This is a genomic window from Acinetobacter sp. USHLN143 (genome assembly GCF_037145695.1).
GTDB lineage: Bacteria > Pseudomonadota > Gammaproteobacteria > Pseudomonadales > Moraxellaceae > Acinetobacter > Acinetobacter fasciculus.
In genome coordinates this window covers 68005-94319 of the sequence record NZ_JBBCWZ010000003.1, presented here as the reverse complement: position 1 = coordinate 94319, position 26315 = coordinate 68005, and the positions used below count along the sequence as shown (strand labels likewise).

The following is a 26315-nucleotide window of genomic DNA, read 5'->3' as shown; positions in this document are numbered from 1 at the left end:
GAAGCCTGTTTTTTTTGTTTGAACCAACGCTCAAATTATTTTTTACGGAACACTTCCTGACAGGCAGGCGCATCGCAATAACCATACAGATTCAGTGAGTGACCGGTTAATTCAAAACCAAATTTTTCAGCAACGTCATGCTGCTCTTTTTCAATCGTGTCATTAATAAATTCAACAACTTTGCTGCAATTTAAACATACTAGGTGATCGTGGTGATCTTCCTGCATAATTTCAAAAACTGAATGATTATTTTCAAAATTATGACGTTCGATGATGCCCGCTGCTTCAAACTGCGTTAACACACGATACACAGTTGCTAAACCTACATCTTCGCCCTGATCGAGTAAAGTCTTGTAAATATCTTCCGCACTTAAATGATGTTGTTTTGAATTTTCTAGTAATTCTAATATTTTAATTCGTGGAAGGGTAACTTTCAGCCCAGCTTTTCGTAAATCTTGGTTTGAAATAGTCATGTAAAAAGGTCTCTCAACAAAATCAAAGTTGGAATATGCAACAAAGTTTAGATGCAGTATGATCTATCCTTGGATCAAATGCATCATAATTAATTTGGGATAGTTTAGCAAAATGCAAAAAATCATGTTGACGTTATTCGTCACTTCATTGCTCGTCGGCTGTTCGACATTAGGTGTTTATAAAGTAGATATTCCACAAGGAACCCCTTTAACCCAAGCACAAGCCGCTAAAATTCAGGTGGGAATGAGCCATCAACAGGTGCGTTTCTTACTGGGCAGTCCAACAGTAAGCGATCCACTGAATCCTTTACGTTGGGACTACATCTATAACTATACCCCAGGAACCTACGCTAAAAAAGCCAAGATCCCGGCAGCCCAAGGCCAGCATTTGAAAATCTACTTTAACCAGTCTGGTATCGTAGAACGTGTTGAAGGTCTGGAGACGATTCCAGAATCTCAACCCGGCTTACCAGGATCAAAAGAAGCAATTTTAAATGCTCCTCCACTATAGTCGGTTTCTCATGAAAAAGCCCCTGAATCATCAGGGGCTTTTTTGATTAAGCTGATTGATTGAGCAGATCATTGAGGCTACTGCTCATTCAAGCCGCTTTCTATTCGGAAGACGGTTTCAGCTTTCTTAAAAGATTGCCTCTGGCATAACGACCCACAGGATTTTTCTCGGCGCGTTTACGTCGGATGTCTTTAGGATTGATGGTCAGTGCTCGGTAAATTTCCACCCGATCACCTGCTGCCAGTGGCTGCTGATGATCTTGCAAGCGCACGCCAAAAATGCCCAGAGATAACGGTTCAGGCAATTCGACCTGCTCACGGATTCCACTTTGCTCAATCGCATCCAATGCTGTCATGCCGGACTGAAATGGCACGGCTAGATGAAATTGTTTTTCTGGCGTCGCATACGCCACCCAGATCATCGCCTCACTCATCAGATGAATTGTCCTAAGACAGCAATGATTGCCAGAATAATCCCGACCGGTAACACTACACGTACTGCAATACGCCAGATGTTATAAAACGCTTCAGAGCTGAAATTCATTGATTTACGCAAATGACTGATCTTCATGATCCAGCCGGCAAATAATGCATAGATCAAACAAATCAATAAGCCCCAGACGAGCAAGACCACATTGAAAATTGGGCTTAGATTTGGAATAGCCCAGATCAGCGTAACCGCAGCCACAGTCGCCCATTGAATCACAGGATGAAGCTGGCGTTGCTGTAACTGTTCACGTGCCATTTGCAGAATTAATGCTGCAGCTGCCACCATTGCTGCGACCAGAGTAAATGCAGGGATTTGCGCTTGCACGGCAAAGAAAGCAAATGCAATGACAGCAACTAGCTGCGCAATCCAGATCGGCAATACCGTCTTGCTGGCGACATCCTGTTGTTGTACAGCGCTCAGACTAGACTGCCAGTACAAGCCCATGCCCAGACCACTTGCGACCAAAGCCAATACGGTGGCATTGCCCCATTCCGAGAACTCGACTGGTGTGACTTGCCATGCAGGTAGCGCCGTTCCCATCACATTGGCTAGAACCAGAGACGCCAGTACGCCAATCGTGGTAACAGCCAATAAAATTTGACGCGGTAGCAGTGACAGGGCCAACGCTACTATTGCCAATCCAATCAACAGAAGATTGGGTGCAAGATCAAGTGCAGCAATCGCTAGAACATTGCTGGCATTGTTCAGCATGGCACCTGCCAAAAACGGAATAAAGATCACACTTAACCAGCCGACAATACGCCATTTCTGTGACGCATCAGCTTCACGGGTCAGTGTCGACAGCGCCTGTAATGGCGTTGTTTTAGAGCGCTTGGCCAAAGCAATTTCCAAGTAGCAGACTGGAAGCGCCAGAATCAGCATGGTGGCCAACCAGAGCATCCAGAAATCCAGCTGACGATCAATCTGGATACCGGTTATCGGTGCGAGCGTCGCGATGATAATAAACGATAAACAGAAAGCCATCAGCGGCGATAACCATTTTGACATAGCATTGTCCTGCATGATGCATTCCTATAAAAATCTAGCGCTATTTTGCCTTGTGAAGCGGTGAAAATCAAAAACAAAAAGCAAACCACCATGACAGTGATTTGCTGCGCAAAAATTATAATTAGATTTTAATTTTTGTTATCTCGTTACGTCTTTTATTATGAGAAGAAACGAGCGAACCAGTTTTTACCTGTTTTCTTTTCTTTTTCCTTGATGATGCCCATCATATTTTCTTTTACGGCACCGACATAATCGGCGTCATCGTGCTGAATATGGTTAATCAGCCATTTCGATAATACTTCGTGCAGTTCATGTTCAATCGACTGCCCCAGTTCAAAACGGTCACGATAAGATTCAATTTTCTTAATAAACAGGTCATGCACACGTTTATGCGGCACCCGATATTTATAGCCGGCTTCTTCCTGAAGAGATTCCTCAAAGGTGAAATGCGACTGGGTATAATCAATAATATTATCAAGAATCTGTTTAATACGGGCACGCTCGGTATTGGCATCAATTCCATCAATTTCGTTGATATAATCGAGAATTCGTTTGTGCTGATCGTCAATCACATCGATACCAGTATTATAATCTGGAACCCATTTCATTTTCATTACGACCACCTATAAATATTAAGGACTTATAACGTGAAAATGAGCATATAGCGTATTGATTCAAATAAAAATGAAGCAAATTAGTCGGCTTTCCGCCTAAATCCGGCTTTTTCATTTTAAGTTTCTGTTATATATAATTAAAAATAATTTATCCTGAGTAAAAGGCTAAGATATTAATTAACCAAAATCCACAATAAGCCTTTATTTATTCTTAGATTTTTTCTTATTTTTTAAATATAAAAAAACGGAGTTTAAACTCCGTCTTTAATCGCATTTCAATATTGATCAGCTCGCGTGACGCGTTTTAAGGAAGGATCAAGACGTTCACGTTCCAGACGTTCAACATGCGTCAACTGAGAACGTACTTTCGCCCCATGCTGAAACAGGATCATTTCACCGGGCTGGAAGGCAGTCCATTCTTCATTCTGGGTCAATGGTTCAGTGGTAATCACTGCGACGCGATCTTCAGGGGTCGTGACCTGACTAAAGTCCACTTCGACATCAATATCAATCAGCTGAGCCGGTCTAAACGGGTATTCACGTACCAGCCAGTGGAGTTTAGTAATCGCATAGCTAAACAGCGCCTGACCATTCGACAGGCAGAAATTAAAGGTGCCATGCTCCGCGATTGCAGGTGAAATTTCAGCTAGAAGATCGAAAACCTGATCCAGTTTCGGCTCATGATAGCCAAAGCGTTTCACCAGTTGATCCAGCAGGTAACAGAAGGCACGCTCACTGTCGGTATTTCCGACTGGGGTAAAGCGCCCTGACAGTTCAGGAAAATAATCATATAAATCGCCATTATGGGCAAAAATCCATTGCCGCCCCCAAAGTTCACGGCTAAAAGGATGCGAGTTTTCCAGATTAATTTTGCCTTGAGTGGCTTTACGGATATGGGCAATCACATTACGTGATTTGATCGGATAATTACGTACCAGCTCGGCAATCGGCGACTCAACCGCAGACTGGTTATCAACGAACAGACGGCAGGCTTTATCTTCAAAGAAAGCAATCCCGAAGCCATCCGCATGATCAGAGGTAATGCCCGCCCGCTGGGAAAACCCGCGAAAAGAAAAAGTAATATCCGTCGGGGTGGCACAATTCATTCCGAGCAGTTGGCACATGGTCTGGTTTCAGCTCTCTATTTACTTAGAAGCTTATTGTGCATGACTGTCCCAGTCATTTCAAATAGGTGGCTATAAGAAATCCAAATAAAAAAGAGTCTCTATTGAGACTCTTTTTCGAAAAAATTGGCTTAAGAACGATGCGGATTGGCACGATTGGTAATGAGGGTGCCCACACCATGATCGGTGAAAATTTCTAGTAAGCTGGCATGAGGTACACGGCCATCCACGATATGTGCACTTACGACGCCGCCTTTTACCGCATCCAGCGCACAACCGACCTTTGGAATCATGCCGCCATAAATCACGCCGGTTTCAATTAAACGATCGACTTCTTGAGTGGTCAAACCAGTCAAAAGATTTTTATTTTCATCCAGTACACCCGTGATGTTAGTCAGCAGAATCAGTTTTTCTGCCCCCAAAGCTTCAGCGACTTTACCAGCGACCAGATCGGCATTGATATTATAGGTATTGCCTTCTTCGTCGACGCCTAGCGGGGCAATGACTGGAATAAAGTCACTATTGGTGAACATTTCCAGAACATCGGTTTTCACACCGACAACTTCACCGACCAGACCCAGATCAATTTGCTGAACCGAACCATCTTCAGCCACTTTTTCCATCAACAGTTTTTGTGCACGGATCAGGTTACCATCTTTACCGGTAAGACCAATCGCACGGCCACCATGCTGGTTGATCAGGTTCACGATAGATTTGTTAACGCTACCGCCAAGTACCATCTCGACCACTTCCATGGTCGCAGGATCAGTCACGCGCATGCCGTCAATACGGTCTGATTCGCGGCCCAGCTGTTTCAGCATGGAATCGACTTGCGGGCCACCACCATGTACCACGATCGGATTAATACCGACTGTTTTTAATAATACGATATCACGTGCAAATGAACTTTCCAGCTCAGGATCGGTCATCGCGTTACCGCCGTATTTTACCACCAGGGTTTTACCCGCAAAGCGTTGAATATACGGCAAAGCTTCTGTCAAAATCTGTGCTTTGTCGATGCCTGTTTGTTGATTTGGCATTCGCCTCTCCTTATTGAGCATCTAAAATGTCTTGAGCGATCTCTGGATAACGGTCACGCAACATGGCTACAAACAGATGACGAATTTCATTTAGACCTTGGGCATTATTGGCATCAAAGCGCACTGTGAAATACTCACCTGTATTGGATGCTCGAATGATGCCAAAACCATCCTCAAAATCAAGACGTATCCCATCAATTTTACTGATTTGCGCATTAATTCTTGCGGATTGTTGTTCAACGAAGTTTAAAAGCTCAACAGGACGTACTTGACGCGTTGAAATATAAAGATCTTCAGTACCATGTCGTTTTGGATAAGCCGCCAAGGCCTGCGCGAGAGTTTGCCCCGTTTGGTCGAGATATTCCATGACTCTGAGCGCTGCATAGAGGCCATCATCATAGCCCCAGCCGCGACCATCATTAAAGACATAATGTCCGGCATATTCCCCACCAAAAATCGCCTGATGCTGAGAGTGGTTCAGATAAGTTCTGAGAAATGAACTGCCGGTACGAATCATCACCGGTTCCCCGCCCAGACGTTGCACTGTATCGCGAACCAGAGTTGAACATTTCACATCATAAACAAATTGGCGTGGTGCTGAATCGCTTAGGCAAATTTCGGCAAACAGACATAATAACTGATCGGCTGTGATAATCTGACCCTGTTCATCAACCAGAACCAGGCGATCGCCATCACCGTCCAGGGCAATACCGAGATCAGCCTGCTGCTCTATGACGGTTTGACGTAAAGTCTCAAGATGTTTGTCTTGCGAAGGATCCGGCGCATGATCCGGAAAATGTCCATTGGCCTCACAACGTAAAGCAGTCACTTCACAGCCCATTTTTCTGAGTACCAGGTCGGCACAACGTCCGGCTGAGCCATGCAGACCATCCAGAATCACTTTAAATGAGCGCTTTAATTGAATATCTTCTAATATTCCCTGCTGATACTGCAGGCAAAACTCTGGAATAATCTGATGTGGCAGTTCAGTTAAACCAAGGAGCTGGCTATCGCAATGCGACTTTGCCAGTTGGGCCACCTGTTGAATCATCTCAGGACAAGGTGGTTCACCATCAATAATCCATTTAATCCCATTATCTTCTTTAGGATTATGACTGGCGGTGACCATAATGCCATTGCCATCAAACTGACGTGCGGTGAAATATAGCATTGGGCTGGAACAGCAGCCTACAATAGTGGCTTCCAGCGAATAGTCTTCAAAAATACGGGCAATGGTATCGGCAAAAGCCGGGCTACTGATGCGTGCATCATAACCAATGGCGACACGTGTCTGTCCCGCAGCCTGATACTGCTGGGCTAAACCGTGGGCAATTGCATCAATGATCCCGGCACCTAATAGACTGACTTTACCGCGTATGTCATAGGCACGAAAGATATGCATGGGGAATGGATGATTCATAGATCCCATAAAACTGTCTTTTCACTATTCGTTAAAATAAAGAGATTTAAAATGATGATTTCATCATAATGACTTTAAACATTTGTTTTTGTTTTAAGACCCGCTATTTTTAAACGATTTCAATGTAACAATCAATTATAAAAATATAATCTACAACTTTAGAATTATAGAGTTCTTGTAATTAAACAATGATTATTTAATTATATTTATTTTGAGTTTCATCTGATTAGATATTTGATAACTACATAAATTTTAGATTTAAATAACTCTACTTGGCTAGAAAATAAGGTTTTATTTTTAAATATATTTCAACCCACTCATTCTTTTAATATTTAATCTAATCAACTAAAAATGGCTTACATCCAGTTAATGAATGTAGGCCACGATTAAAACTTAGTTTTTACCCGTATGACCAAAACCGCCAGCACCGCGTTCAGTCGCTTCGAATTCATTCACTTGATCAAATTCAGCCTGCACCACAGGAACCAAGACATACTGCGCCAAACGCTCACCTGGCTCTAAGCTGAATGCCGTCTGGCTACGGTTCCAAACGGATACCATCAATTCACCCTGATAATCAGAATCGATTAAGCCTACCAGGTTACCCAACACGATCCCATGTTTATGGCCTAAACCCGAACGTGGCAAGATCAGACCAGCAAATGCAGGATCTTCAATATAGATTGCTAAACCAGTTTTTACCAAAACCGTTTGGCCTGGTTCAATGATCGTAGTTTCTGTAACACACGCACGCAAATCCAGCCCCGCTGAACCTGTCGTAGCATAAGTCGGTAATGGCCATTCCTGACCGAGACGTGAGTCAAGGACTTTCACCTGAACTTTCATGTATTCATTCCTGTTGTTTCATTTAAAATAAGAGCAAGCCTTGTTTCTTATCGTTTGATAAGATTACGCAAATTATCAAGATAATGTTGGGCTTGTAATTTCGGATCGATGTTGCCTGCCAGCTTTTTCTTACGACCTAACCATTCCAGCTCATCTTCTGGTAATTCATCCAGGAAACGGCTTGGGGTCATTTGCTTCATCTGCCCGCCCGCCTTGCGTTGTTCTGCCAAAGTAATGGTCAAGCCCTGACGTGCACGAGTAATCCCCACATACATCAGACGGCGTTCTTCTTCGACGGTTTCCGCAGCGATCGAGTTTTTATGCGGCAGAATTTCTTCTTCCAGCCCAATCAGATACACATAAGGAAACTCAAGACCTTTGGATGCATGTAAAGTCAGTAAGTTGACTTTATCGGTGTCTTCTTCTTCTTGTTGCTGCTCCAGCATATCCAGCAGCACCATTTTACGAATTACACTTTCAATATTCTTTTCATCAACATCCTCAGCGCGGTTAATCAGGCTTTGAATGCTGCTGTAGAGCACTTCGATATTGTCGAGCTTGGTTTTTTCCTGCGCTGGCGTGGCTGCAGTTTCCTTGATGTAATCGATATAACCGGCTTCAATCATCATCTGGCGGATGATCGGCACTGGTTCATCATCATCCAGTAAATTGCGGGTAAAGCCCTCAATAAAATCGGCAAACTCGGCCAATTGGGTCGTGGCCTTTTTCGGAATCGCCATGGTCAGGCGCTGATCCGCTGCCGCAGCCAGAAGCGACAGATTATTTTCCTGAGCAAATAAGCCGAGCTTTTCCAGCGTTACCGGACCAATCGCCCGTTTTGGCGTATTGATAATTCGCAGGAATGCACTGTCATCTTCAGGGTTAATGATCAGACGTAAATAACTCATCATGTCCTTGATTTCGGCACGCGCGAAGAAGGACTGTCCGCCAGATAATTTATACGGAATCTGCATCTGACGTAGATGGGTTTCTAAAATACGCGCCTGGAAATTGCCACGGTACAACACCGCATAATCTTTCCAGCTTTTACCATTCATCAGCTTATGCGTGATCAGGTCTTTAACCACGCGCTCTGCTTCATCATCATCATTTCGGCAGGTAATCACACGGATCACTTCACCATGGCCTTTGTCTGACCAGAGCTTTTTATCAAAAATATGCGGATTATTGCCAATCACGGTGTTGGCTGCTTTAAGAATACGACTGGTCGAACGATAGTTCTGTTCTAGCTTGATCACTTTCAGATTAGGAAAATCCTGCTGCAACAAAGCCATATTTTCCGGTTTAGCACCACGCCAGGCATAAATCGACTGGTCATCATCGCCTACCGCAGTGAATTGTCCCATCACACCGACCAGTAATTTCACCAGAATATACTGCGCCGTATTGGTATCCTGATATTCATCGACCAGCAGATAACGCACACGATTTTGCCATTTGTCACGGACTTCTGCATTTTCCTGCAGCAAGCGCGTTGGCATCACAATCAGATCATCAAAATCCACGGCATTATAGGCGCGCAAATTACGTTCATAAAGCTGATATAGATGCGCAAACTGCACATCTTCGGCAGTTTCACAGGTGGTATGGGCCTGCTCGGGCGGAATCAGATCATTTTTCCAGTCCGAGATCATTTTCATAGCTTTGGCAACCAGTTCTTTGCTTTCTGCACCAGATAAATTGTCACGCTGCATCAAATCCATCAGAATGCGCTTACAGTCGTCAGCATCCAGAATCGAGAAATTATTTTTCAGTGGGGTATGTTTCAACTCCAAACGCAGCATATTCAGGCCAAAAGTATGGAAGGTCGAAACTGAAACGCCTTTACTTTCTTCACGCGTCAACAATTTGCTGACACGCTCTTTCATCTCACGTGCTGCCTTGTTGGTAAAAGTCATCGCAGTAATACGATGTGCGGGAATCCCGCAATGCTTGACTAAATACGCGATTTTTCGCGTGATCACTGAAGTCTTGCCTGAACCCGCTCCTGCAAGTACTAACAAGGGTCCTTGAGTGTATTTCATGGCTTCAAGTTGCTTGTCATTTAACTGACTGGCGAGTGACATATGGCTTCCTCTTCTAGATTCGGCTCCGATTATAGTCATCTCTGCGTCAGTTGCCTAATTTAAAATACGATTAATCAGGTCAATATTCAGATATAAAAAAACCACCCGAAGGTGGTTTTTTCTTAAGCGTTCAAGAATTATTGAACTGCATATACCGCGATTTCTACACGACGGTTTTGTTCTTTACCCGCAGCAGTTGTGTTGTCTGCGATTGGGTTCGCTGAACCTAAACCTTGAGCATTAATACGTGTACGTGAAACACCTTGGCCTGCCAAGTAAGTCGCTACAGAGTTTGCGCGTGCTTGAGACAATGGCAAGTTAATTGAGTCATTACCCGTGCTGTCTGTATAACCAGTTACAAGAATACCGCTCTTGTTATCTTCGGTTAATACTTGCGCCACTTTGTTCAAAGTGCCATAGAAGTTTGGTTTGATATTTGATTTGTTGGTATCAAATGTAATGCTGCCCGGCATCACAAGGTTAATCGAACCATCTGCATTACGGTTAACGTCTACGCCAGTACCTGCTGTTGCTTGACGTAATTTTTTCTCTTTGTTATCAAGATACACACCCGCTGCACCACCTACCACAGCACCAATCGCTGCTGCACGGTTATTTTGACGGCTGGTATTCGCATTGCCTTTAGAAACACCGTAACCTGCTGCAGAACCAATTAAAGTACCTAGAGCAGCTTTATCATATTCCACACCACCGATGTTATTACCAGTTGATTGACAACCTGTAAGTGCTACGGCCCCTGCTACAGCTGCTGAAATGACTAGTGCACGCATCGCATGACTCCTTGTTGTATGCTTTGTTGTTAAGCGAGATAATGATTTAAATTGAATGGGCTAACCATTGAATTTTTGTTAATAATAAATCGTTTAGTAATATTTTGTAATGTTTATATGTAACTAAAACCAAGTAGTTCGTCACAATATCTTCATAGTTTCCTGTTTAGGCTTTTTTATTTGCCTAACTGTCTCTATATTACTCAAAATATGAAAAAATTTAAGTGATTAATCTCTGGGGACTGTTTGGATATGTCATCGAATAGCAACAAGCAACCGACTTTAAAAAAACTGGCGCGTGGCCTGACGGTCACATCCGTCATGACGGGCAGTACTTTTTTTCATGGTCCCCCGGTGCTGGCCTTGGGTTTAACCAAACTTTTTAAAAAATCCGCAAAAGTGGATGAAACCAATATCAAGATTACCAACAGCTGGTTAGGGGTCAATAATTGGCTGATTGAGCATGTGCTGAAAAACACGCAATGGCAAATCAGTGTAGATGAATCACTGGATTTGAATATGCAGGGACGTTATTTGATGACCTGTAATCATCAAAGCTGGGTCGATACTACTGTCAATCAGTACTTCGGTCTGACCCGTATGCCCCTGACGCGCTTCTTTACTAAATGGGAACTTATTTTTATTCCTTTTGTCGGTCAGGCTTTTAAAATCTTAGGCTTCCCGATGATGAAACGGCATAGCAAGGAACAGATTGCCAAAAACCCTGCGTTGAAATATCGGGATATGGAAGAAGCACGTAAATCCTGTGAACAGCTGATCAGTCAGCCTTTTACCCTGTTAAATTATCTGGAAGGCACGCGTTTTACCCAGGAAAAGCATGATCAGCAGCAGTCTTCCTACACACATTTACTGAAACCTAAAGCCGGTGGTCTGGCATTGGCGCTCAGTATTCTCGGCGATAAAATTGATGCGCTGGTCGACATGACCATTGTTTATCCTGACGGTATTCCGGGCTATGGTGAATTTTGGTTAGGTGAAGTACCACGTATTGCGGTAAATTTAAGAAAAATTGATATTCCTGATTGGGTACTGGGCGGCAATTATGAAGATGATGCTGAATATCGTGCACGTTTTCAAAAATGGATTGATCAGATCTGGACTGAAAAAGATCAGCTCATCGCACACATGCAGCAGAACTTTACCCAAGCCCCAGTCGGATCTGTAACCGAGTAATTATGAAGAACGACAACCCGGACATAACGTCCAGCTCCTTTAAATTTGTTCGTAAAGGAACCTGGGGCTGGAAAATTGCACTGATTTACGACATTTTCATGATGGTTTTAATCATCATCAATCTGTTCTGTCTGAGTGCCAACGCCATTTTAATGAGCGATTTTGGTCAGTGGTTGTTTGACTTCATTCGCTTACCGGAAATTTTGCAGTTTTATAAAAGTGATTTACGCCCTTGGGTCATCATTACCGAGGGCTGGTTTACCACTTTCTTGGTCTGTGAATTACTGGCACGCTGGGTTATCGCAATTGTTCTACGTCATCATCGGCGCTGGTGGTTTTTCCCTTTTGTACACTGGTATGAAATTTTATCCATTATCCCTCAGCTACGTTTCCTGCGCCTGCTGCGTGCGGTCGCGATTGGCTACAACCTGCATAGCCATGGTTATAAAGTAATTCCCAATCGCTGGTATCGCCAAGGCAACTTTTATTACAACATGCTGATGGAAGAGCTTTCCAGCCGGGTGGTCCTGACCGTACTGGACGGCATCAAGCGTGAACTGACCACAAGCACATCACATAAACAGTTAATTGATGATCTGGTGGAACATCATCGTAAATTACTGGCCATTGCTTTGGCAGATATCTTGCAGGAATCTTTAGGCAAGGAATTACAGTCACAACGTTCCATGATCGCTAAAAATGTAGGGCAAGTAGTGAATCAGGCGATTGAAGACACTCCTGAATTGACCCAATTATTACGTTTGATTCCAATTGTGGGCAGCCGGATTGAACAGCAAATTCAAAGTATTGGTCAACGCTTGGGGGAAAATATCACGCAAGGACTGATTGAACCATTTACCCACACAGGTCAAAAAGAAAATCCGACTTTTACCCTAATTTCAGATAAAATCAGCCAGATTCAGATTGAACATAATCCACATATTGATAAATTGGTCGAATCGGCTGTTTTTGAAACACTTGAAGCAATCCGAAAACAGGTAAAAGTCAAACAATGGCAACAGATTTTAGAAGAACATGAGCAAAATCAGAGCTCAATAGATAAGTAAAGTTTAAAGTACAGAATCAGACTAATCCGTCCGGTCCTGTTCGCATAAAAAAATAACTGAGATCGCTAGAGAATTACTGCAATTTGTTCTAGGATTTGCACTATTTACAACATTGCTTCGACACAAAACCAGCACGTCAGAAGTATTTAAGGAAGAATTATGGCTGATATACGGATAAAAGGCAGAATGGTCAATGCGATACGCATTAGCTTAGATACCAATGATCATGATGCCATCCGCCAGCAACTTAGCCCAAAATTACAAGCAGCATTTCCACCCGGCACTTTGGCAGTCATTGAAAGTTCAGTTGAACAGGAACTCATTGCGCTGATTCAACTATTAATCAGTCTGGATGTACAGCCCATGGCTGTTACTGAAGGCTTACTTGGAGATCAGGCGCGCGCTATTCAGTTCCCGGTACTGCCACCTGATCGCCAGTTAGAAGAAGTTAAAGCCACCAAAGAACAGGTCGTGGAAGTTAAACCAGAACCTACTGCGGTGAGTGATGATCAAGCCCCTGCTGCCCCGATCGTCGCGCATATCACCTCATATCATGATGAAATCCTGCGTACCGGCCAATGTATCGTGCAGCATAATGGCGACATTATTATTAATGCCGGCATCAACAGTGGTTCAGAAGTGATTGCTTCGGGCAATATTCATGTCTATGGCAGCGCACGTGGCCGTGTCATTGCGGGCGCGGGTGGTAATACTGCAGCACGCATTTTCTGTCATAGCCTCGAAGCTGAACTGATTTCAATTGCAGGAACCTATTGTGTGGCGGATGACATTCCACCGCATGTAGTTAAAAAGTCTGTGCATATTTACTTGAATGATCAACTAGAGCTTGTATTTGAAGCTCTACAATTTTAATGTATAAATAAACACCAAAAACCCCATTTTAAACAGGGGATTTGAACCATAACAGGAGTGGATTCGGTGGCGAAAATTGTTGTCGTAACGTCAGGCAAAGGTGGTGTAGGTAAAACTACAACAAGTGCATCTTTTGCAACAGGTTTAGCCCTACGCGGTCACAAAACTGTTGTTATTGATTTTGATGTAGGTTTACGTAACCTTGATTTGATTATGGGCTGTGAACGCCGTGTAGTTTATGATTTTGTGAATGTTTTAAATAACGAAGCACGATTACAACAAGCACTGATTCGCGATAAAGATATTGAAAATTTATATATTTTACCTGCATCACAAACACGTGATAAAGATGCCTTAACCGATGAAGGTGTTGCTCGTGTAATGGATGAGCTTTCGCAGGAATTTGATTATATTATCTGTGATTCGCCTGCCGGTATTGAGCGTGGTGCTATTTTGGCCATGTATCATGCGGATGAAGCCATCATTGTGACCAACCCTGAGATTTCTTCAGTACGTGACTCTGACCGTATCATTGGTATGCTCGACAGTAAAACTAAAAAAGTAGAACAAAACGAAGGTCGCATTCGTAAGCATCTGTGTATTACCCGTTTCAATCCGGAACGTGCCGATAAACAGGAAATGCTGACGATTGACGATATTTCTAAGGATATTTTACGTGTACCGACCCTAGGTGTTATTCCTGAGTGTCCAAGCGTTTTACAAGCATCAAACGAAGGTAAGCCAGTGATTCTTTTCACTGAAGCTGCAGCAGGTCAGGCCTATGATGACCTGGTTGCGCGTTTCCTTGGCGAAGAGCGTCCTTACCGTCATATCGAGGTAAAACCTAAGGGCTGGTTAGCACGACTATTTGGAGCGTAGACATGGCAGGATTCTGGAGTAAACTTTTTAGTGGCGAGGATAAACCATCAAGCGCACGGACTGCTAAAGACCGTTTGAAGGTGATCGTTGCATCCGAACAAGGCTTGGGTCGTCGCTTGAGCCAGGACAAAATTGACCAGATGAAGACTGAAATCATGCAAGTGGTCAATCGTTATGTTCGCGGTGTCGATGAACAGCATATTCAAATGCAGGTCCGTTCTGAAGCCAATATTGAAATGCTTGAAATGAATATCAATTTACCTGAAGAACGATAATCTGATTTTTGATTGGTCAAGTAAATTGATTCAAGGCAAAATATGAGAGTGGTAGAAATAGTAGTTTAGCTATATTCCGCCCACTTGAAGCATAGCTTCAAGTCTTGCGACTAGGCAAAGCAGTGCTTTGCTAATCTAGTCTCATATTTTGCCTTTTTTCATGCCGAAAAAACTACATTAGATCAAGGAAATTGCGATGGCATTATCTCAACCAGCGACCTTTAACGAAGAATGGTCAGATGAGCGTGTATTTGCCTACTTGAATCAGCTTCCTCCTGCAGGTGTTAATGCTGATTTTCACGTGCTCTATCATGCTTTCAAGCATATGCGTCCATTTGATTATGAACGCCTGTTGACGAAATTTGTCGCTGATGGCCGTGATGTCAATGCAACCAATCCGGAAGGACAACGGATTCATGACGTGATTGCCACTTTCCCGCGTCAAAGTGCCGAGTTTCTGGATGTATTGGCAAAATTTGCCTGAGTCAAAATACATAAAAAAGCCTGCTTTGAAAGCAGGCTTTTTTATTGTAGGTAGACTGAAATTAAACCAGAATCTCGCGTTTACCATTGGCACCCATACCGCTGACAATGCCGTTTTCTTCCATCTGGTCAATGATCCGTGCAGCACGGTTATAGCCCAGACTGAATTTACGTTGCAAGGATGAAGTAGAAGCCTTACGGGTTTCCAAAACAAAAGCTACACACTGGTCATACAGTGCATCACGGTCTGAACTGCCCTCACCACCATCTTCAAAACCACGGCTGGATGGTTCTTCATCAAATGGTGTCAGGATCTCGTCGACATAATTTGGTGAACCACGTTCACGCCATGCATCGCAGATCCGGTTGACTTCGTCATCGGCAATAAAGGCACCATGTACACGCTCAGGTTCGATTTTACCCGGGCCGAGGAATAGCATGTCACCGTGACCGAGCAAGTCCTCTGCACCACCCGCATCCAGAATAGTACGCGAGTCGATCTTGGAGTTAACCCGTAGCGCGACACGTGTTGGAATATTGGCTTTGATCAAACCGGTGATCACGTCCACCGATGGACGTTGGGTCGCAAGCAACAGGTGAATACCGGCAGCACGTGATTTTTGTGCCAGACGGGTAATCATCTCTTCAGCTTTCTTACCGACCTGCATGATCATATCCGCGAACTCATCCGCGACAATCACAATGGAAGGCAATGGCGTCAAACGCGGCGCACGTTCACCCACAACAGAATCGCTGGCTTTCCAGGTTGGATCGATCAGGTCTTCACCATTGGCAATCGCCTCTTCCACCTTGCGGTTATAGTCGCTTAGTTTACGGATTTTCAAGAAAGACATCAGCTTATAACGACGTTCCATCTCATTGACACACCAGTTCAATGCGCTGACCGCATCTTTCATATCGGTGACTACAGGCGTCAACAAATGCGGAATATCATTATAGTTCGCCAGTTCCAGCTGCTTTGGATCGATCAGAATAAGACGCAATTCATCTGGGGTATATTTCAGCAACATCGATAGAATCATCGAGTTGACCGCCACCGATTTACCGGAACCCGTGGTCCCTGCCACCAGCATATGCGGCGCTTTACCCAGATCAGCAATTACCGGATTACCGGAAATATCCTTACCCATTGCCATAGAGAGAATACTATTCGGATCAGTAAAGGCGGGAATGGTCAAAAGTTCGATTAAACGGACCATTTCACGGGTACTGTTTGGTACTTCAATTCCGATATACGGCTTGCCTGGAATGACTTCAACCACACGAACCGATGCCATCGACATCGAACGTGCCAGATCACGCGAAATATTCGTCACTTTAGAGGCTTTTACCCCTGGCGCCAGATCCAGTTCAAAACGTGTCACGACTGGGCCTGGCTGTGCTTCTACCACCTTGGCTTTGACGTTGAATTCCTGCAACTTGATTTCAAGCAGCTCAGATAAACGTGCCAGCTGCTCTTCGGTAAAATTCACTTTTTTATTAGGATCGACCTCATCCAGTAAATCCAGGCCTGGAAGCGGCGATAAATCTTTACGGCGCTCTGCCACCTGCATGGCACGTGACATCGGACGGCCTGAAGCATCGGTTAAAGGTGCATCAAAATCAAACTCGTCTTCATCATGTGGTTTACCAGCCGTTTCTTGCCAAGCTTCTACAAATTCTTCTTTAGATAAAGCCTCGCGTACTGCTGCATGAGTTGCAGAAGGAGGAGATGCTGGTCGCTCTATACCCTGATGCTGAATCGGGGCCTGAACAAAAGCAGAAGACTGGGCATAGCTAGAGCTGCGTACCGGCTGGCTTGGCTCTTCTTCAATCAGCAAATCACCCAGGTCATCCAGATCGGCCTGTAATGCGCTATTTTTCACGACATGTGCCGTTGTCATAGATGCCATGACAGGTGCAACATTGGTCATGTCTTCTACAATTCTTGACGTTTTTTCAGGCGGCGCGGTATTGAATGGGCTATGCACATCTGTCGCAGTTTTGCCTTGCGGAACTGCAGCCAGAAGTTCATCAAAGATTTCATCATCATCCCAATCCAAGCCTGTATGTGAAGCCGATGCGGTTCTGGTGTGAGCATGAGTCTGTGCTGAAACAGGTTGAGGAGCGGCTATATGTGAGACTGGAGAATTAAGCTGTTCTTCTTCGGCTGCTTTGAGTAAGGCATCAATATCCTGTTTATGCCGCTGATCTTCATTTGAATGTAAGGCACGCCATACCTCGCCTGTGGCTACCACACGATCCGGCTGTTGAGGCACTTGCTGTACTTGCTTAAATGTCTCGACTGGCTCAGGAGCCTGCTGCTCAGCCTCAGGAATATCCTCATAAAACTGCGGTTGTTGTGATTCTTTATCGGCAAAATCATCAAATAAGCGTTCAGCCACCTGATCGCGCACCACCGGATCTATTTCTACCAGTTGATGCTCAGGCGCAGGTGTTACTGCAACCGCTACTTTTTTTGCACTAATGACTGGCTCTTTTTTGGCGACAGGTGCAGTCCGGTCAAAATCAGACATGCCTTCAGGCACATTGCGGTAGAATAGGTCTTGTAAATAAGCAGGGGTTGCTTTGAGGCTGCTCCAGGTCTTGTTCCATTTCACCCCAAACGCCAAGGTAAATAGCACCACCCAAAGCACCAGCAGGAAGAATGCTGCACCGTATACTGTCAGCAGTTGTTCCAGACTCTGGCCTAATTCATAGCCAATAATACCGCCGGAAGAATTATCCAGCGTATCAGCAGGGACTTGCCAAAATAAAAACAACAGCGCTGAGGTGGTCAGCAACAGGAAGAATTGCGCAGCATAGCGAAATGGCCGGTTCAGGAAGCTACGCGGCCACCAGACCTGAATTGCTTCCATAAACAGATAGACAGGGATCAGCAGACTTGCCCAACCAAGGAAGCCAAACAAAAGGTCTGCAATCCAGGCACCCGCTACCCCACTGGCATTCGAAACGGTCTGCGTATCACTGGAGATATGCATCCACCCCGGATCAAATGGCGTATAGGTCACTGTTGCAAGAAACAGATAAATCCCAAATGAGACTAAAAATAATGTCATTACTAAGCGCTGTGCATAGGCACTCGACACCGCTGTCATATACTGTCCTGTAACCAATTCTTCATGAATATTCTTTTGCTTCAATGCTTGAAAAAAGCGACGCAATAAAATGCATATTATGCACCTGTTCTGTGAAAAAAGATGCACTATTGTGCAAGCACAATGTTACTTATGCTATATAGCCCAAATCGATTTCAATGATCAATAATATCGACTTTAATCTCACACCACTGTTATACAGTTTCACGTATAATTCAATAAATTTCTAAATAAAAAAGGATACAGCTGATGAGCGCACGTCACTCACGACTGATTATTTTAGGTTCTGGCCCTGCAGGCTATAGCGCAGCAGTGTATGCAGCGCGTGCAAACTTGAAACCTACCCTGATTGCAGGCTTGCAACTGGGCGGTCAGCTGACCACGACGACTGACGTCGATAACTGGCCGGGTGATCCCGAAGGTTTGACTGGTCCAGCATTGATGGAACGTATGCAGGCACATGCAGAGCGTTTTGGCACTGAAATCGTGTATGACCATATCAATGAAGTGGATCTTAGCCAGCGCCCCTTCGTGTTAAAAGGCGATATGGAAGAATTCACCTGTGATGCTCTGATCATCTGTACCGGTGCAACTGCCCAATACCTCGGTCTGGAATCTGAAGCAGCCTATATGGGTCAAGGTGTCAGTGCTTGCGCAACCTGTGATGGTTTCTTCTATAAAAACCAGAAAGTGATGGTTGTAGGGGGCGGTAATACCGCTGTTGAAGAAGCATTGTACTTATCCAATATTGCGTCTCACGTGACTCTGGTTCACCGTCGTGATTCATTACGCTCTGAAAAAATCCTACAAGATCATTTATTTGCCAAAGAAAAAGAAGGCAAGATCAGTATTATCTGGAATCATCAAGTTGATGAAGTATTAGGTGATGCACAATCTGGAGTGACCTCAGTTCGTATTAAATCAACTCAAGATGATTCTACTCAAAACATTGATGTGACGGGTATGTTCGTGGCGATTGGTCATAAGCCAAATAGCAGCATGTTTGAAGGTCAGTTAGAGCTTCGTGATGGTTATATCCAGGTGCAAAGCGGTACTGCAGGTAATGCAACTCAAACTTCTGTACCGGGTGTATTTGCAGCCGGTGATATTGCGGACAGCATTTATCGTCAAGCCATTACTTCTGCGGGTTCAGGCTGTATGGCTGCGCTTGATGCAGAAAAATATCTTGATGCGATGGGCAAACTAGACTAAGCAGCAAGAATAAAAAAGCCGTCCATTATAGGCGGCTTTTTTATTGCTAGAATGAGATGATGATTTATCTATAGATTTATGTCGGGTCTGCTATGTCTTTACTTCCTCGCTCAGAATTCATTTTCCCCAATCCGGTCGAGGTTGATCCTGAAGGTGAAGGACTGATTTGTATTGGTGCCGACCTCTCCCCTTCTACACTTTATGAAGCCTATACACATGGATTATTTCCTTGGTTTTCAGAAGGTGATCCGATTTGCTGGTGGAGTCCGGAACCGCGCTGCATTATTCGCCCCGAAGATTATCACCCAAGCAAATCCCTGCTACGCAATATGAAAAAGCAGGACTATAAAATTACGGTCAATCATGCTTTTGAAAGAGTGATTCGTTCCTGTTCATTGCCTCGTGCTTATGCAAACGATACCTGGATCAGTGAAGATATTATCGCAGGCTATTGCGACATGTTCGACGCAGGATATGGCTACAGCATTGAGGTCTGGGATGAAGATCGCGTCGTGGGGGGACTTTATGGTGTGACCATCGGTCAAGGCTGTTTTGGTGAATCCATGTTTAGTACGCAAACCGATGTTTCTAAAATGGCTTTCTATACTTTAATGCTGATTGGACAGGAAAATAAACTACCCTGGATCGACTGCCAACTGGTCAACGATCATCTTTTAAGCCTAGGTGCCTGCACACTTTCTCGCCAAGCCTATCTTAATTCTTTACAAGATATTGTAAAAAAGCCTGCGATTGATTGGAAAAAGTATCAGGAAGGTGTATTTTCAAGTAAAACAATAGCGCAAAACGCGCGCTTAAGTGAATGAAAATAACAGAGGGTAGTTGTTATGAACTCTTATCAGCCAAAGGCCCTACTGAACGATTTACAGTATTATATTACGCCGCCGCATGATTGCAGCTATCTGCCCAACAAGTCGGCGCGCATGGTTTTTCTGGATCCCGCACATCGAATTGATGTAGTCACTTTATCGGAACTGTCACGTACCGGTTTCCGTCGCAGTGGTGATTTCGTGTATCGCCCCGAATGTCATTTGTGTCGTCAATGTCTGTCTTCGCGTGTGCCTGTTGCTGAATTCCGCATGAACAGTTCACAAAAAAAAGCCTGGAAACGTAGTCAGGATCTGGTGATAAAAATTACCAGTCCAGAGCACGCCGGGGACCTACATTATGCGCTGTATGAACGCTATATTAATGAACGCCACTCAGATGGCGACATGTTCCCACCCACTCGGGATCAGTTCGAAAAATTTTTATTACAAAGCTGTGCCGACAGCTTCTTTCTAGAATTATGGCAAAGTGAGCGTCTAATCAGTGTTTCAACCTGTGACTTGCTGGATGATGGCATTTCTGCCGTCTATACCTTCTTTGACCCAGATGAAAATCGCCGCTCACTTGGTGCTTTTGCAATCTTGAAACAGATTGAACATGCACAAAAGCTGGGCTTACAATTTATCTATCTGGGATATTGGGTGCCGCATTCTAGCAAAATGAATTACAAATCTCAGTATCTGCCACTGGAACTCTTGATCGATGGACAATGGCGACGCTTAAATCATGCCCTAAGTGCCACGGAGATTCAGCACCTGGGAAACTCATTAATGACGACCTTACCCAGCGGATGGAATCACCAGATTATTAAATAAGGTCGTCAGTTTATATTATTTAAATAGACTAGCAAAATCATCCGTACATGCTTTCACCATAATGATGGCATGTTCACGGCTTCCGTTGGCATTTGGATAATAGTTCTTACGCAGATCAATCTGATGAAAGCCTGATTTTTCATATAGCTTGATCGCAGCCTGATTACTCTCGCGCACTTCCAGGAAAATCTGTACCGGATTGTTTTTTAGCATCACCACTGAAGCCTCCAGCAACTGATAGCCCAAGCCCTGACCTTGCTGTGCCGGATCAATCGCCATCAGCAATAAATTGGCTTCATCTAGCACCGGTTGTAAAATACAAAATCCGGCCACCTGCCCTTGCACTTCAATCACGGTACTTTGATAAGCTGTTACAGCATCTTCGAACTGTTTGAAAGTCCAGGGGTGTGATTGAACCGATCTCTCAATCTTTGCAACGGCTTCTACATCCGCTGCTTTCATTAAACGAATCATCTTCGTTCATCTTATATAGAATCAACCTCCGCATTATAGAAAGTTCATGCAAAAAATCGAGCAAAAAAAAGAGCGATTTAAGTCGCTCTCCAATCTTCAGTTCTGTCACAAACCCAATTTGGCTTTCCAGGTCGCCAACAGTTGATCTGTATGATGATCATTCGGATGGAATCCCGGTTTAAAATACATCAGCATTTCTTTCGCCATACCCGTAATGACACCTTTAGAAGGACTATAGGCATAGGTATAAATGGCTTTTAAGGACTCAAAATTGAGCTGCTGATCCTGTTTGAGCAAACGGGCAAGGAAATAGCTTTGCACCACAAATAAGGTTGCCATTGCGATGACCAAGGATGAAGTACGCAGTGCATAGGCTTTTAATCCTTTGCCAAAAACCCCTTCGAAGACATCATAAGCCACTGCCTTATGTTCATTTTCCTCGATGGCGTGCCATAACCACATGGTTTTCATGGTTTCATCTGTCATCAATTCCTGAATGTGACTATTGGTCAAAAGCTGTGAGGCAATGGTTGCAGTGAAATGCTCAAGTGCCGTGGTTGCAGTCAAATCTACCATTTCTTGGGTAATTCCCACAGGCTTACCCAGTTTAGCCATGACTTTACGTGTCGTTTGAATGACTTTATCGGTATAACGATCAAGCGTCTCGACATCATGCCCATGTTTTTGCGCAGATGCATTAAAGCCGATATGCTCGTGAGTATGCATCGCTTCCTGACCAATAAAAGCGGAAATTTCTTTTTGTAATGCTTCATTATTGGCAATTGCAGGATGTTTACGCACCGCACGGACTGAATCTATAAAAAACTTTTCACCTGCTGGAAATAGCGCAGATAATGCCGTCATAAAATGAGTGAGACCTGCTGAGCCATTCATCCAATATTCCGGTACAGCATCAAAATCAAAGTTCATGCGACGAACTGGAAAACTTGCACCCGCACGATTGGTAATATTTACTTTCGCATTCATGTGACCACTCCCATCAGGCCAATCCAGGCCCGAAAATTTAATATTCATATTCTTATCTGTATATTACGTGGTAATTTTTTTTACATAAGTGCAGTTTAGGTCAAGCCGATATCAGATAAGGACAGCTTTTAAAATCATTGTCAGACAATTTATTTTTAGTTTTATAAAAGTTTAGATCAAAAAAAAGCGCCTCAAAGAGGCGCTTTTCTTACACAATCAGCGATTATGCAGTTACTTTAGCAACTACACCAGCACCCACTGTACGGCCGCCTTCACGGATCGCAAAACGTAGACCTGGGTCCATTGCGATCGGGTGGATTAGCTCTACTGACATCTCAACGTTGTCACCAGGCATAACCATTTCCACGCCTTCTTTAAGCGCGATCGCACCAGTTACGTCCGTAGTACGGAAGTAGAACTGTGGACGGTAACCGTTAAGGAATGGAGTGTGACGACCACCCTCTTCTTTAGAAAGTACGTATACTTCTGCATCGAATTTAGTGTGTGGCTTGATCGCACCTGGTTTAGTCAATACTTGACCACGTTGTACGTCTTCACGCTTAGTACCACGAAGAAGAACACCACAGTTCTCGCCCGCACGACCTTCGTCAAGAAGTTTACGGAACATTTCTACGCCAGTTACTGTAGTAGTTTGAGTATCACGGATACCAACGATTTCTACAGACTCACCTACTTTAACGATACCAGTCTCTACACGGCCAGTTACTACTGTACCACGACCAGAGATTGAGAATACGTCTTCAATTGGCATAAGGAATGGAAGGTCAATTGCACGTTCTGGCTCTGGGATATAAGAGTCAAGTGCTTCAACAAGCGCAACTACAGCTGGCTCGCCGTATTGGCTGTCATCACCGTTAAGCGCAAGAAGAGCAGAACCACGGATCACTGGAGTGTCATCACCCGGGAAGTCGTAAGTAGAAAGAAGTTCACGAACTTCCATTTCAACTAGTTCAAGAAGCTCTTCGTCGTCTACAAGGTCGCATTTGTTCAAGAATACAACGATGTAAGGTACACCTACCTGACGAGAAAGCAGGATGTGTTCACGAGTCTGTGGCATAGGACCATCAGTCGCAGCACATACAAGGATCGCGCCGTCCATCTGAGCAGCACCAGTAATCATGTTTTTAACATAATCGGCGTGGCCCGGGCAGTCTACGTGAGCGTAGTGACGAGTTGGAGAATCGTATTCTACGTGTGAAGTATTAATTGTAATACCACGTGCTTTTTCTTCTGGTGCAGAGTCGATTGCAGCGTAGTCTTTCGCTTCGCCACCGAATTTCTTCGCACATACAGTTGCAATTGCAGCTGTTAAAGTTGTTTTACCATGGTCAACGTGACCAATTGTGCCCACGTTAACGTGTGGCTTATTACGTTCAAACTTAGCCTTAGCCATGAGATCTTCCTTTTTAAACTACTCATGCAGGATCACTGCATGAGCACTTGGTTTTTAACTATGAATTAGTTTGGGCTTATAGTAATCGAAAGATTACTCGTCGTCACCTTTTTTACCGCCAGACTGGAATTTAGAAATGATGCCTTCAGCCACGTTACGTGGAGTTTCAGCATATTTAGCAAATTCCATAGAGTATGTTGCACGGCCTTGAGACATAGAACGCATTTGAGTCGCGTAACCAAACATCTCTGCAAGTGGAACTTCAGCTTTAATTGCTTTAGTACCGCCAGGCAAGTCATCCATACCTTGAACCATACCACGACGACGGTTTAAGTCACCCATGATATCGCCCATGTAGTCTTCTGGAGTTTCTACTTCAACTTTCATGATAGGTTCAAGAAGGATAGGATCCGCTTTCATGAAACCGTCACGGAAGGCATAAGAACCAGCCATCTTGAACGATAATTCGTCCGAATCGACATCGTGGTAAGAACCGTCAAACAATGTAGCTTTGATGCCTACAACTGGGTAACCAGCAAGGACACCATTCTTCATACGCTCTTGGATACCTTTATCCACAGCACCGAAGAATTCTTTAGGAACTACACCACCAACAACTTCTTCAACGAACTCGTAGTCTTTACCAGCATCAGTATCCATTGGCTCTAAACGTACGTATACGTGACCAAATTTACCTTTACCACCAGTTTGACGAACGAATTTACCTTCTTGCTCAACTGACTTTTTGATCGTTTCACGGTAAGAAACCATTGGTTTACCAATGTTTGCTTCAACACCGAATTCACGCTTCATACGGTCAACAATAATGTCAAGGTGAAGTTCACCCATACCAGCGATGATTGTTTGACCTGACTCTTCATCAGTACGAACGCGGAATGATGGATCTTCCTTAGCCAAACGACCTAAAGCAATTGACATTTTTTCTTGGTCAGCTTTAGTTTTTGGTTCAACAGCCAATGCAATTACTGGCTCTGGGAATTCCATACGCTCAAGTGTGATGACATTTTTCTCATCACAAAGTGTATCACCTGTAGTTACGTCTTTAAGACCTACACACGCAGCGATATCACCCGCACGAATTTCTTCAACGTCTTGACGATCGTTCGCGTGCATTTGCACGATACGGCCGATACGTTCACGTTTAGATTTAACTGGGTTATAAACAGAATCACCTTGTTTAAGAACACCAGAGTAAACACGTACGAAAGTTAAGTTACCTACGAATTTGTCGTTCATGATTTTGAACGCAAGTGCAGAGAACGGAGCTTCGTCAGATGCTTCACGAATCGCTTTAGTTTCAGCCTTATCGTCAAGAACACCTTCAATCGCTTTAACTTCTGTAGGCGACGGTAAGAATTCAATTACTGCGTCCAACATACGTTGAACACCTTTGTTTTTGAATGCTGTACCACAAAGCATTGGTTGAATTTGACAAGCCAAAGTTTGGACACGTAGACCAGCAACGATTTGTTCTTTAGTCAAATCGCCATTGTTCAGGTATTCATCCATTAACTCTTCAGAAGCTTCAGCAGCAGCTTCAACCATGTTTGTACGCCATTCTTCAGCAGTTTCTTGAAGTTCAGCCGGGATTTCACCGTATTCAAACTTCATACCTTGTGAAGCTTCGTCCCAAATGATCGCTTTCATTTCGATCAAGTCGATTACGCCTTGGAAGTTTTCTTCAGCGCCAACAGGGATTACTACAGGTACTGGAGATGCACCTAAACGTGTTTTCATTTGTTCAACAACACGGAAGAAGTTGGCACCAGTACGGTCCATCTTGTTCACGAATGCTAAACGAGGCACTTGGTATTTGTTCGCTTGACGCCATACAGTTTCAGACTGAGGTTGTACACCACCTACAGCACAGTAAACCATACACGCACCATCAAGAACACGCATAGAACGTTCAACTTCAATTGTGAAGTCAACGTGTCCCGGTGTATCAATTACGTTGATACGGTGTTCAGGGAACTGTTTAGACATACCAGACCAGAATGTAGTCGTAGCAGCAGAAGTAATGGTAATACCACGTTCTTGCTCTTGCTCCATCCAGTCCATTGTTGCTGCACCATCGTGTACTTCACCAATTTTGTGAGATACACCTGTGTAGAACAAAATACGTTCTGTAGTTGTGGTTTTACCCGCATCAATGTGCGCAGAAATACCAATGTTACGATAACGAGAAATTGGGGTTTGACGTGCCATGATTTCTAGCATTCCTAAATTTTGTTGTTTAAAACAGGACGCTTT

The 26315-nt window shown here is 44.0% G+C and carries 25 protein-coding genes; 10 read left to right on the top strand and 15 right to left on the bottom strand.

Annotated features, from left to right (window positions below; translation table 11 throughout):
* Window positions 1-35: 35 nt before the first annotated feature.
* Window positions 36-473: a ferric iron uptake transcriptional regulator gene (fur, locus tag WFH18_RS02060; protein WP_004279276.1), complete on the bottom strand. Its 438-nt coding sequence runs from the start codon at window positions 471-473 to the stop codon at window positions 36-38.
* Window positions 474-585: 112 nt separating this feature from the next.
* Between fur and WFH18_RS02055 the strand changes: the two genes are divergently transcribed.
* Window positions 586-984 (top strand): outer membrane protein assembly factor BamE, encoded by a 399-nt coding sequence (locus WFH18_RS02055; protein ID WP_004279275.1) that lies wholly within the window; start codon window positions 586-588, stop codon window positions 982-984.
* A gap of 100 nt (window positions 985-1084) precedes the next feature.
* On the opposite strand, the gene WFH18_RS02050 is transcribed toward WFH18_RS02055, so the two are convergent.
* From WFH18_RS02050 to WFH18_RS02010, 9 genes are all read right to left on the bottom strand, one after another.
* Window positions 1085-1417, bottom strand: coding sequence for an RnfH family protein (locus WFH18_RS02050; RefSeq protein ID WP_305177227.1), 333 nt, complete (start codon window positions 1415-1417; stop codon window positions 1085-1087).
* On the bottom strand, window positions 1417-2496 hold the full coding sequence (locus WFH18_RS02045) for a hypothetical protein (protein WP_305177228.1): 1080 nt from the start codon (window positions 2494-2496) through the stop codon (window positions 1417-1419). Before WFH18_RS02045 ends, WFH18_RS02050 begins: the two co-directional genes overlap by 1 nt.
* 143 nt (window positions 2497-2639) lie before the next feature.
* Window positions 2640-3095, bottom strand: coding sequence for a bacteriohemerythrin (locus WFH18_RS02040; RefSeq protein ID WP_004646133.1), 456 nt, complete (start codon window positions 3093-3095; stop codon window positions 2640-2642).
* Window positions 3096-3370: 275 nt separating this feature from the next.
* Entirely contained in the window at window positions 3371-4219 is an 849-nt protein-coding gene (locus WFH18_RS02035; protein WP_004646129.1) for a class II glutamine amidotransferase, read from the bottom strand.
* 131 nt (window positions 4220-4350) lie between these two features.
* Entirely contained in the window at window positions 4351-5259 is a 909-nt protein-coding gene (argB, locus tag WFH18_RS02030) for an acetylglutamate kinase (RefSeq protein WP_005104791.1), read from the bottom strand.
* A gap of 10 nt (window positions 5260-5269) precedes the next feature.
* On the bottom strand, window positions 5270-6688 hold the full coding sequence (locus tag WFH18_RS02025) for a phosphomannomutase/phosphoglucomutase (RefSeq protein ID WP_305177229.1): 1419 nt from the start codon (window positions 6686-6688) through the stop codon (window positions 5270-5272).
* A gap of 384 nt (window positions 6689-7072) precedes the next feature.
* Window positions 7073-7525, bottom strand: coding sequence for a dUTP diphosphatase (gene dut / locus WFH18_RS02020; RefSeq protein WP_305177230.1), 453 nt, complete (start codon window positions 7523-7525; stop codon window positions 7073-7075).
* Window positions 7526-7572: 47 nt separating this feature from the next.
* Window positions 7573-9612 (bottom strand): UvrD-helicase domain-containing protein, encoded by a 2040-nt coding sequence (locus tag WFH18_RS02015; RefSeq protein ID WP_305177231.1) that lies wholly within the window; start codon window positions 9610-9612, stop codon window positions 7573-7575.
* A 137-nt stretch (window positions 9613-9749) separates the two neighbouring features.
* On the bottom strand, window positions 9750-10403 hold the full coding sequence (locus WFH18_RS02010) for an OmpA family protein (protein ID WP_305177232.1): 654 nt from the start codon (window positions 10401-10403) through the stop codon (window positions 9750-9752).
* A gap of 252 nt (window positions 10404-10655) precedes the next feature.
* Here WFH18_RS02010 and WFH18_RS02005 point away from each other — a divergent pair, with 252 nt between their 5' ends.
* The 6 genes from WFH18_RS02005 (at window position 10656) to WFH18_RS01980 (ending at window position 15175) form a co-directional block, all read left to right on the top strand.
* Complete coding sequence (locus tag WFH18_RS02005; protein WP_213686936.1) at window positions 10656-11597, top strand: acyltransferase; 942 nt, start codon at window positions 10656-10658, stop codon at window positions 11595-11597.
* A 2-nt stretch (window positions 11598-11599) separates the two neighbouring features.
* Window positions 11600-12664 carry a hypothetical protein gene (locus WFH18_RS02000; RefSeq protein WP_004279261.1) on the top strand — a complete coding sequence of 355 codons (1065 nt, stop codon included), beginning with the start codon at window positions 11600-11602 and terminating at the stop codon, window positions 12662-12664.
* A gap of 159 nt (window positions 12665-12823) precedes the next feature.
* Window positions 12824-13537 carry a septum site-determining protein MinC gene (gene minC, locus WFH18_RS01995; RefSeq protein ID WP_004279260.1) on the top strand — a complete coding sequence of 238 codons (714 nt, stop codon included), beginning with the start codon at window positions 12824-12826 and terminating at the stop codon, window positions 13535-13537.
* 66 nt (window positions 13538-13603) lie between these two features.
* The gene (gene minD / locus WFH18_RS01990; RefSeq protein WP_005096033.1) at window positions 13604-14416 is read left to right on the top strand and encodes a septum site-determining protein MinD; all 813 of its coding nucleotides are present in this window, start codon (window positions 13604-13606) and stop codon (window positions 14414-14416) included.
* Between the two features lie 2 nt (window positions 14417-14418).
* Complete coding sequence (gene minE / locus WFH18_RS01985) at window positions 14419-14691, top strand: cell division topological specificity factor MinE (RefSeq protein WP_004279256.1); 273 nt, start codon at window positions 14419-14421, stop codon at window positions 14689-14691.
* 196 nt (window positions 14692-14887) lie between these two features.
* Window positions 14888-15175, top strand: a complete 288-nt coding sequence (locus tag WFH18_RS01980; protein ID WP_004279254.1) for a PA4642 family protein — start codon at window positions 14888-14890, stop codon at window positions 15173-15175.
* A 61-nt stretch (window positions 15176-15236) separates the two neighbouring features.
* Here WFH18_RS01980 and WFH18_RS01975 read toward each other — a convergent pair whose 3' ends face one another.
* Window positions 15237-18293 carry a DNA translocase FtsK gene (locus tag WFH18_RS01975; RefSeq protein WP_004279252.1) on the bottom strand — a complete coding sequence of 1019 codons (3057 nt, stop codon included), beginning with the start codon at window positions 18291-18293 and terminating at the stop codon, window positions 15237-15239.
* Between the two features lie 249 nt (window positions 18294-18542).
* Here WFH18_RS01975 and trxB point away from each other — a divergent pair, with 249 nt between their 5' ends.
* The 3 genes from trxB (at window position 18543) to WFH18_RS01960 (ending at window position 21166) form a co-directional block, all read left to right on the top strand.
* Complete coding sequence (gene trxB / locus WFH18_RS01970) at window positions 18543-19505, top strand: thioredoxin-disulfide reductase (protein WP_004279251.1); 963 nt, start codon at window positions 18543-18545, stop codon at window positions 19503-19505.
* Window positions 19506-19597: 92 nt separating this feature from the next.
* Window positions 19598-20329: a leucyl/phenylalanyl-tRNA--protein transferase gene (aat, locus tag WFH18_RS01965; RefSeq protein WP_004279250.1), complete on the top strand. Its 732-nt coding sequence runs from the start codon at window positions 19598-19600 to the stop codon at window positions 20327-20329.
* 21 nt (window positions 20330-20350) lie between these two features.
* On the top strand, window positions 20351-21166 hold the full coding sequence (locus tag WFH18_RS01960; RefSeq protein WP_004279249.1) for an arginyltransferase: 816 nt from the start codon (window positions 20351-20353) through the stop codon (window positions 21164-21166).
* A gap of 15 nt (window positions 21167-21181) precedes the next feature.
* Here the strand turns inward: WFH18_RS01960 and rimI are convergent, their stop codons facing one another.
* The 4 genes from rimI to fusA all read right to left on the bottom strand — a co-directional run bounded on the left by rimI (window position 21182) and on the right by fusA (window position 26270).
* The gene (rimI, locus tag WFH18_RS01955; RefSeq protein WP_004279248.1) at window positions 21182-21640 is read right to left on the bottom strand and encodes a ribosomal protein S18-alanine N-acetyltransferase; all 459 of its coding nucleotides are present in this window, start codon (window positions 21638-21640) and stop codon (window positions 21182-21184) included.
* Window positions 21641-21745: 105 nt separating this feature from the next.
* Complete coding sequence (locus WFH18_RS01950) at window positions 21746-22627, bottom strand: metal-dependent hydrolase (RefSeq protein WP_004279245.1); 882 nt, start codon at window positions 22625-22627, stop codon at window positions 21746-21748.
* A gap of 223 nt (window positions 22628-22850) precedes the next feature.
* On the bottom strand, window positions 22851-24041 hold the full coding sequence (tuf, locus tag WFH18_RS01945) for an elongation factor Tu (RefSeq protein ID WP_004646112.1): 1191 nt from the start codon (window positions 24039-24041) through the stop codon (window positions 22851-22853).
* Between the two features lie 93 nt (window positions 24042-24134).
* Window positions 24135-26270: an elongation factor G gene (gene fusA / locus WFH18_RS01940; RefSeq protein WP_305177233.1), complete on the bottom strand. Its 2136-nt coding sequence runs from the start codon at window positions 26268-26270 to the stop codon at window positions 24135-24137.
* Between the last annotated feature and the right edge of the window lie 45 nt (window positions 26271-26315).

Excerpts from the sequence above, each read along its gene's own strand:
- WFH18_RS02015 (WP_305177231.1), bottom strand. The coding sequence starts at position 9,612 with ATGTCACTCGCCAGTCAGTTAAATGACAAGCAACTTGAAGCCATGAAA.
- WFH18_RS01980 (WP_004279254.1), top strand. The coding sequence starts at position 14,888 with ATGGCATTATCTCAACCAGCGACCTTTAACGAAGAATGGTCAGATGAG.
- WFH18_RS02035 (WP_004646129.1), bottom strand. The coding sequence starts at position 4,219 with ATGTGCCAACTGCTCGGAATGAATTGTGCCACCCCGACGGATATTACT.
- WFH18_RS02045 (WP_305177228.1), bottom strand. The coding sequence starts at position 2,496 with ATGCAGGACAATGCTATGTCAAAATGGTTATCGCCGCTGATGGCTTTC.
- WFH18_RS01950 (WP_004279245.1), bottom strand. The coding sequence starts at position 22,627 with ATGAATGCGAAAGTAAATATTACCAATCGTGCGGGTGCAAGTTTTCCA.
- WFH18_RS02010 (WP_305177232.1), bottom strand. The coding sequence starts at position 10,403 with ATGCGTGCACTAGTCATTTCAGCAGCTGTAGCAGGGGCCGTAGCACTT.
- WFH18_RS02055 (WP_004279275.1), top strand. The coding sequence starts at position 586 with ATGCAAAAAATCATGTTGACGTTATTCGTCACTTCATTGCTCGTCGGC.
- WFH18_RS02040 (WP_004646133.1), bottom strand. The coding sequence starts at position 3,095 with ATGAAAATGAAATGGGTTCCAGATTATAATACTGGTATCGATGTGATT.
- WFH18_RS02025 (WP_305177229.1), bottom strand. The coding sequence starts at position 6,688 with ATGGGATCTATGAATCATCCATTCCCCATGCATATCTTTCGTGCCTAT.
- fur (WP_004279276.1), bottom strand. The coding sequence starts at position 473 with ATGACTATTTCAAACCAAGATTTACGAAAAGCTGGGCTGAAAGTTACC.
- aat (WP_004279250.1), top strand. The coding sequence starts at position 19,598 with ATGTCTTTACTTCCTCGCTCAGAATTCATTTTCCCCAATCCGGTCGAG.
- dut (WP_305177230.1), bottom strand. The coding sequence starts at position 7,525 with ATGAAAGTTCAGGTGAAAGTCCTTGACTCACGTCTCGGTCAGGAATGG.
- minC (WP_004279260.1), top strand. The coding sequence starts at position 12,824 with ATGGCTGATATACGGATAAAAGGCAGAATGGTCAATGCGATACGCATT.
- WFH18_RS01960 (WP_004279249.1), top strand. The coding sequence starts at position 20,351 with ATGAACTCTTATCAGCCAAAGGCCCTACTGAACGATTTACAGTATTAT.
- WFH18_RS02005 (WP_213686936.1), top strand. The coding sequence starts at position 10,656 with ATGTCATCGAATAGCAACAAGCAACCGACTTTAAAAAAACTGGCGCGT.
- WFH18_RS02050 (WP_305177227.1), bottom strand. The coding sequence starts at position 1,417 with ATGAGTGAGGCGATGATCTGGGTGGCGTATGCGACGCCAGAAAAACAA.
- tuf (WP_004646112.1), bottom strand. The coding sequence starts at position 24,041 with ATGGCTAAGGCTAAGTTTGAACGTAATAAGCCACACGTTAACGTGGGC.
- WFH18_RS02000 (WP_004279261.1), top strand. The coding sequence starts at position 11,600 with ATGAAGAACGACAACCCGGACATAACGTCCAGCTCCTTTAAATTTGTT.
- rimI (WP_004279248.1), bottom strand. The coding sequence starts at position 21,640 with ATGATTCGTTTAATGAAAGCAGCGGATGTAGAAGCCGTTGCAAAGATT.
- WFH18_RS01975 (WP_004279252.1), bottom strand. The coding sequence starts at position 18,293 with ATGACAGCGGTGTCGAGTGCCTATGCACAGCGCTTAGTAATGACATTA.
- trxB (WP_004279251.1), top strand. The coding sequence starts at position 18,543 with ATGAGCGCACGTCACTCACGACTGATTATTTTAGGTTCTGGCCCTGCA.
- fusA (WP_305177233.1), bottom strand. The coding sequence starts at position 26,270 with ATGGCACGTCAAACCCCAATTTCTCGTTATCGTAACATTGGTATTTCT.
- argB (WP_005104791.1), bottom strand. The coding sequence starts at position 5,259 with ATGCCAAATCAACAAACAGGCATCGACAAAGCACAGATTTTGACAGAA.
- minE (WP_004279256.1), top strand. The coding sequence starts at position 14,419 with ATGGCAGGATTCTGGAGTAAACTTTTTAGTGGCGAGGATAAACCATCA.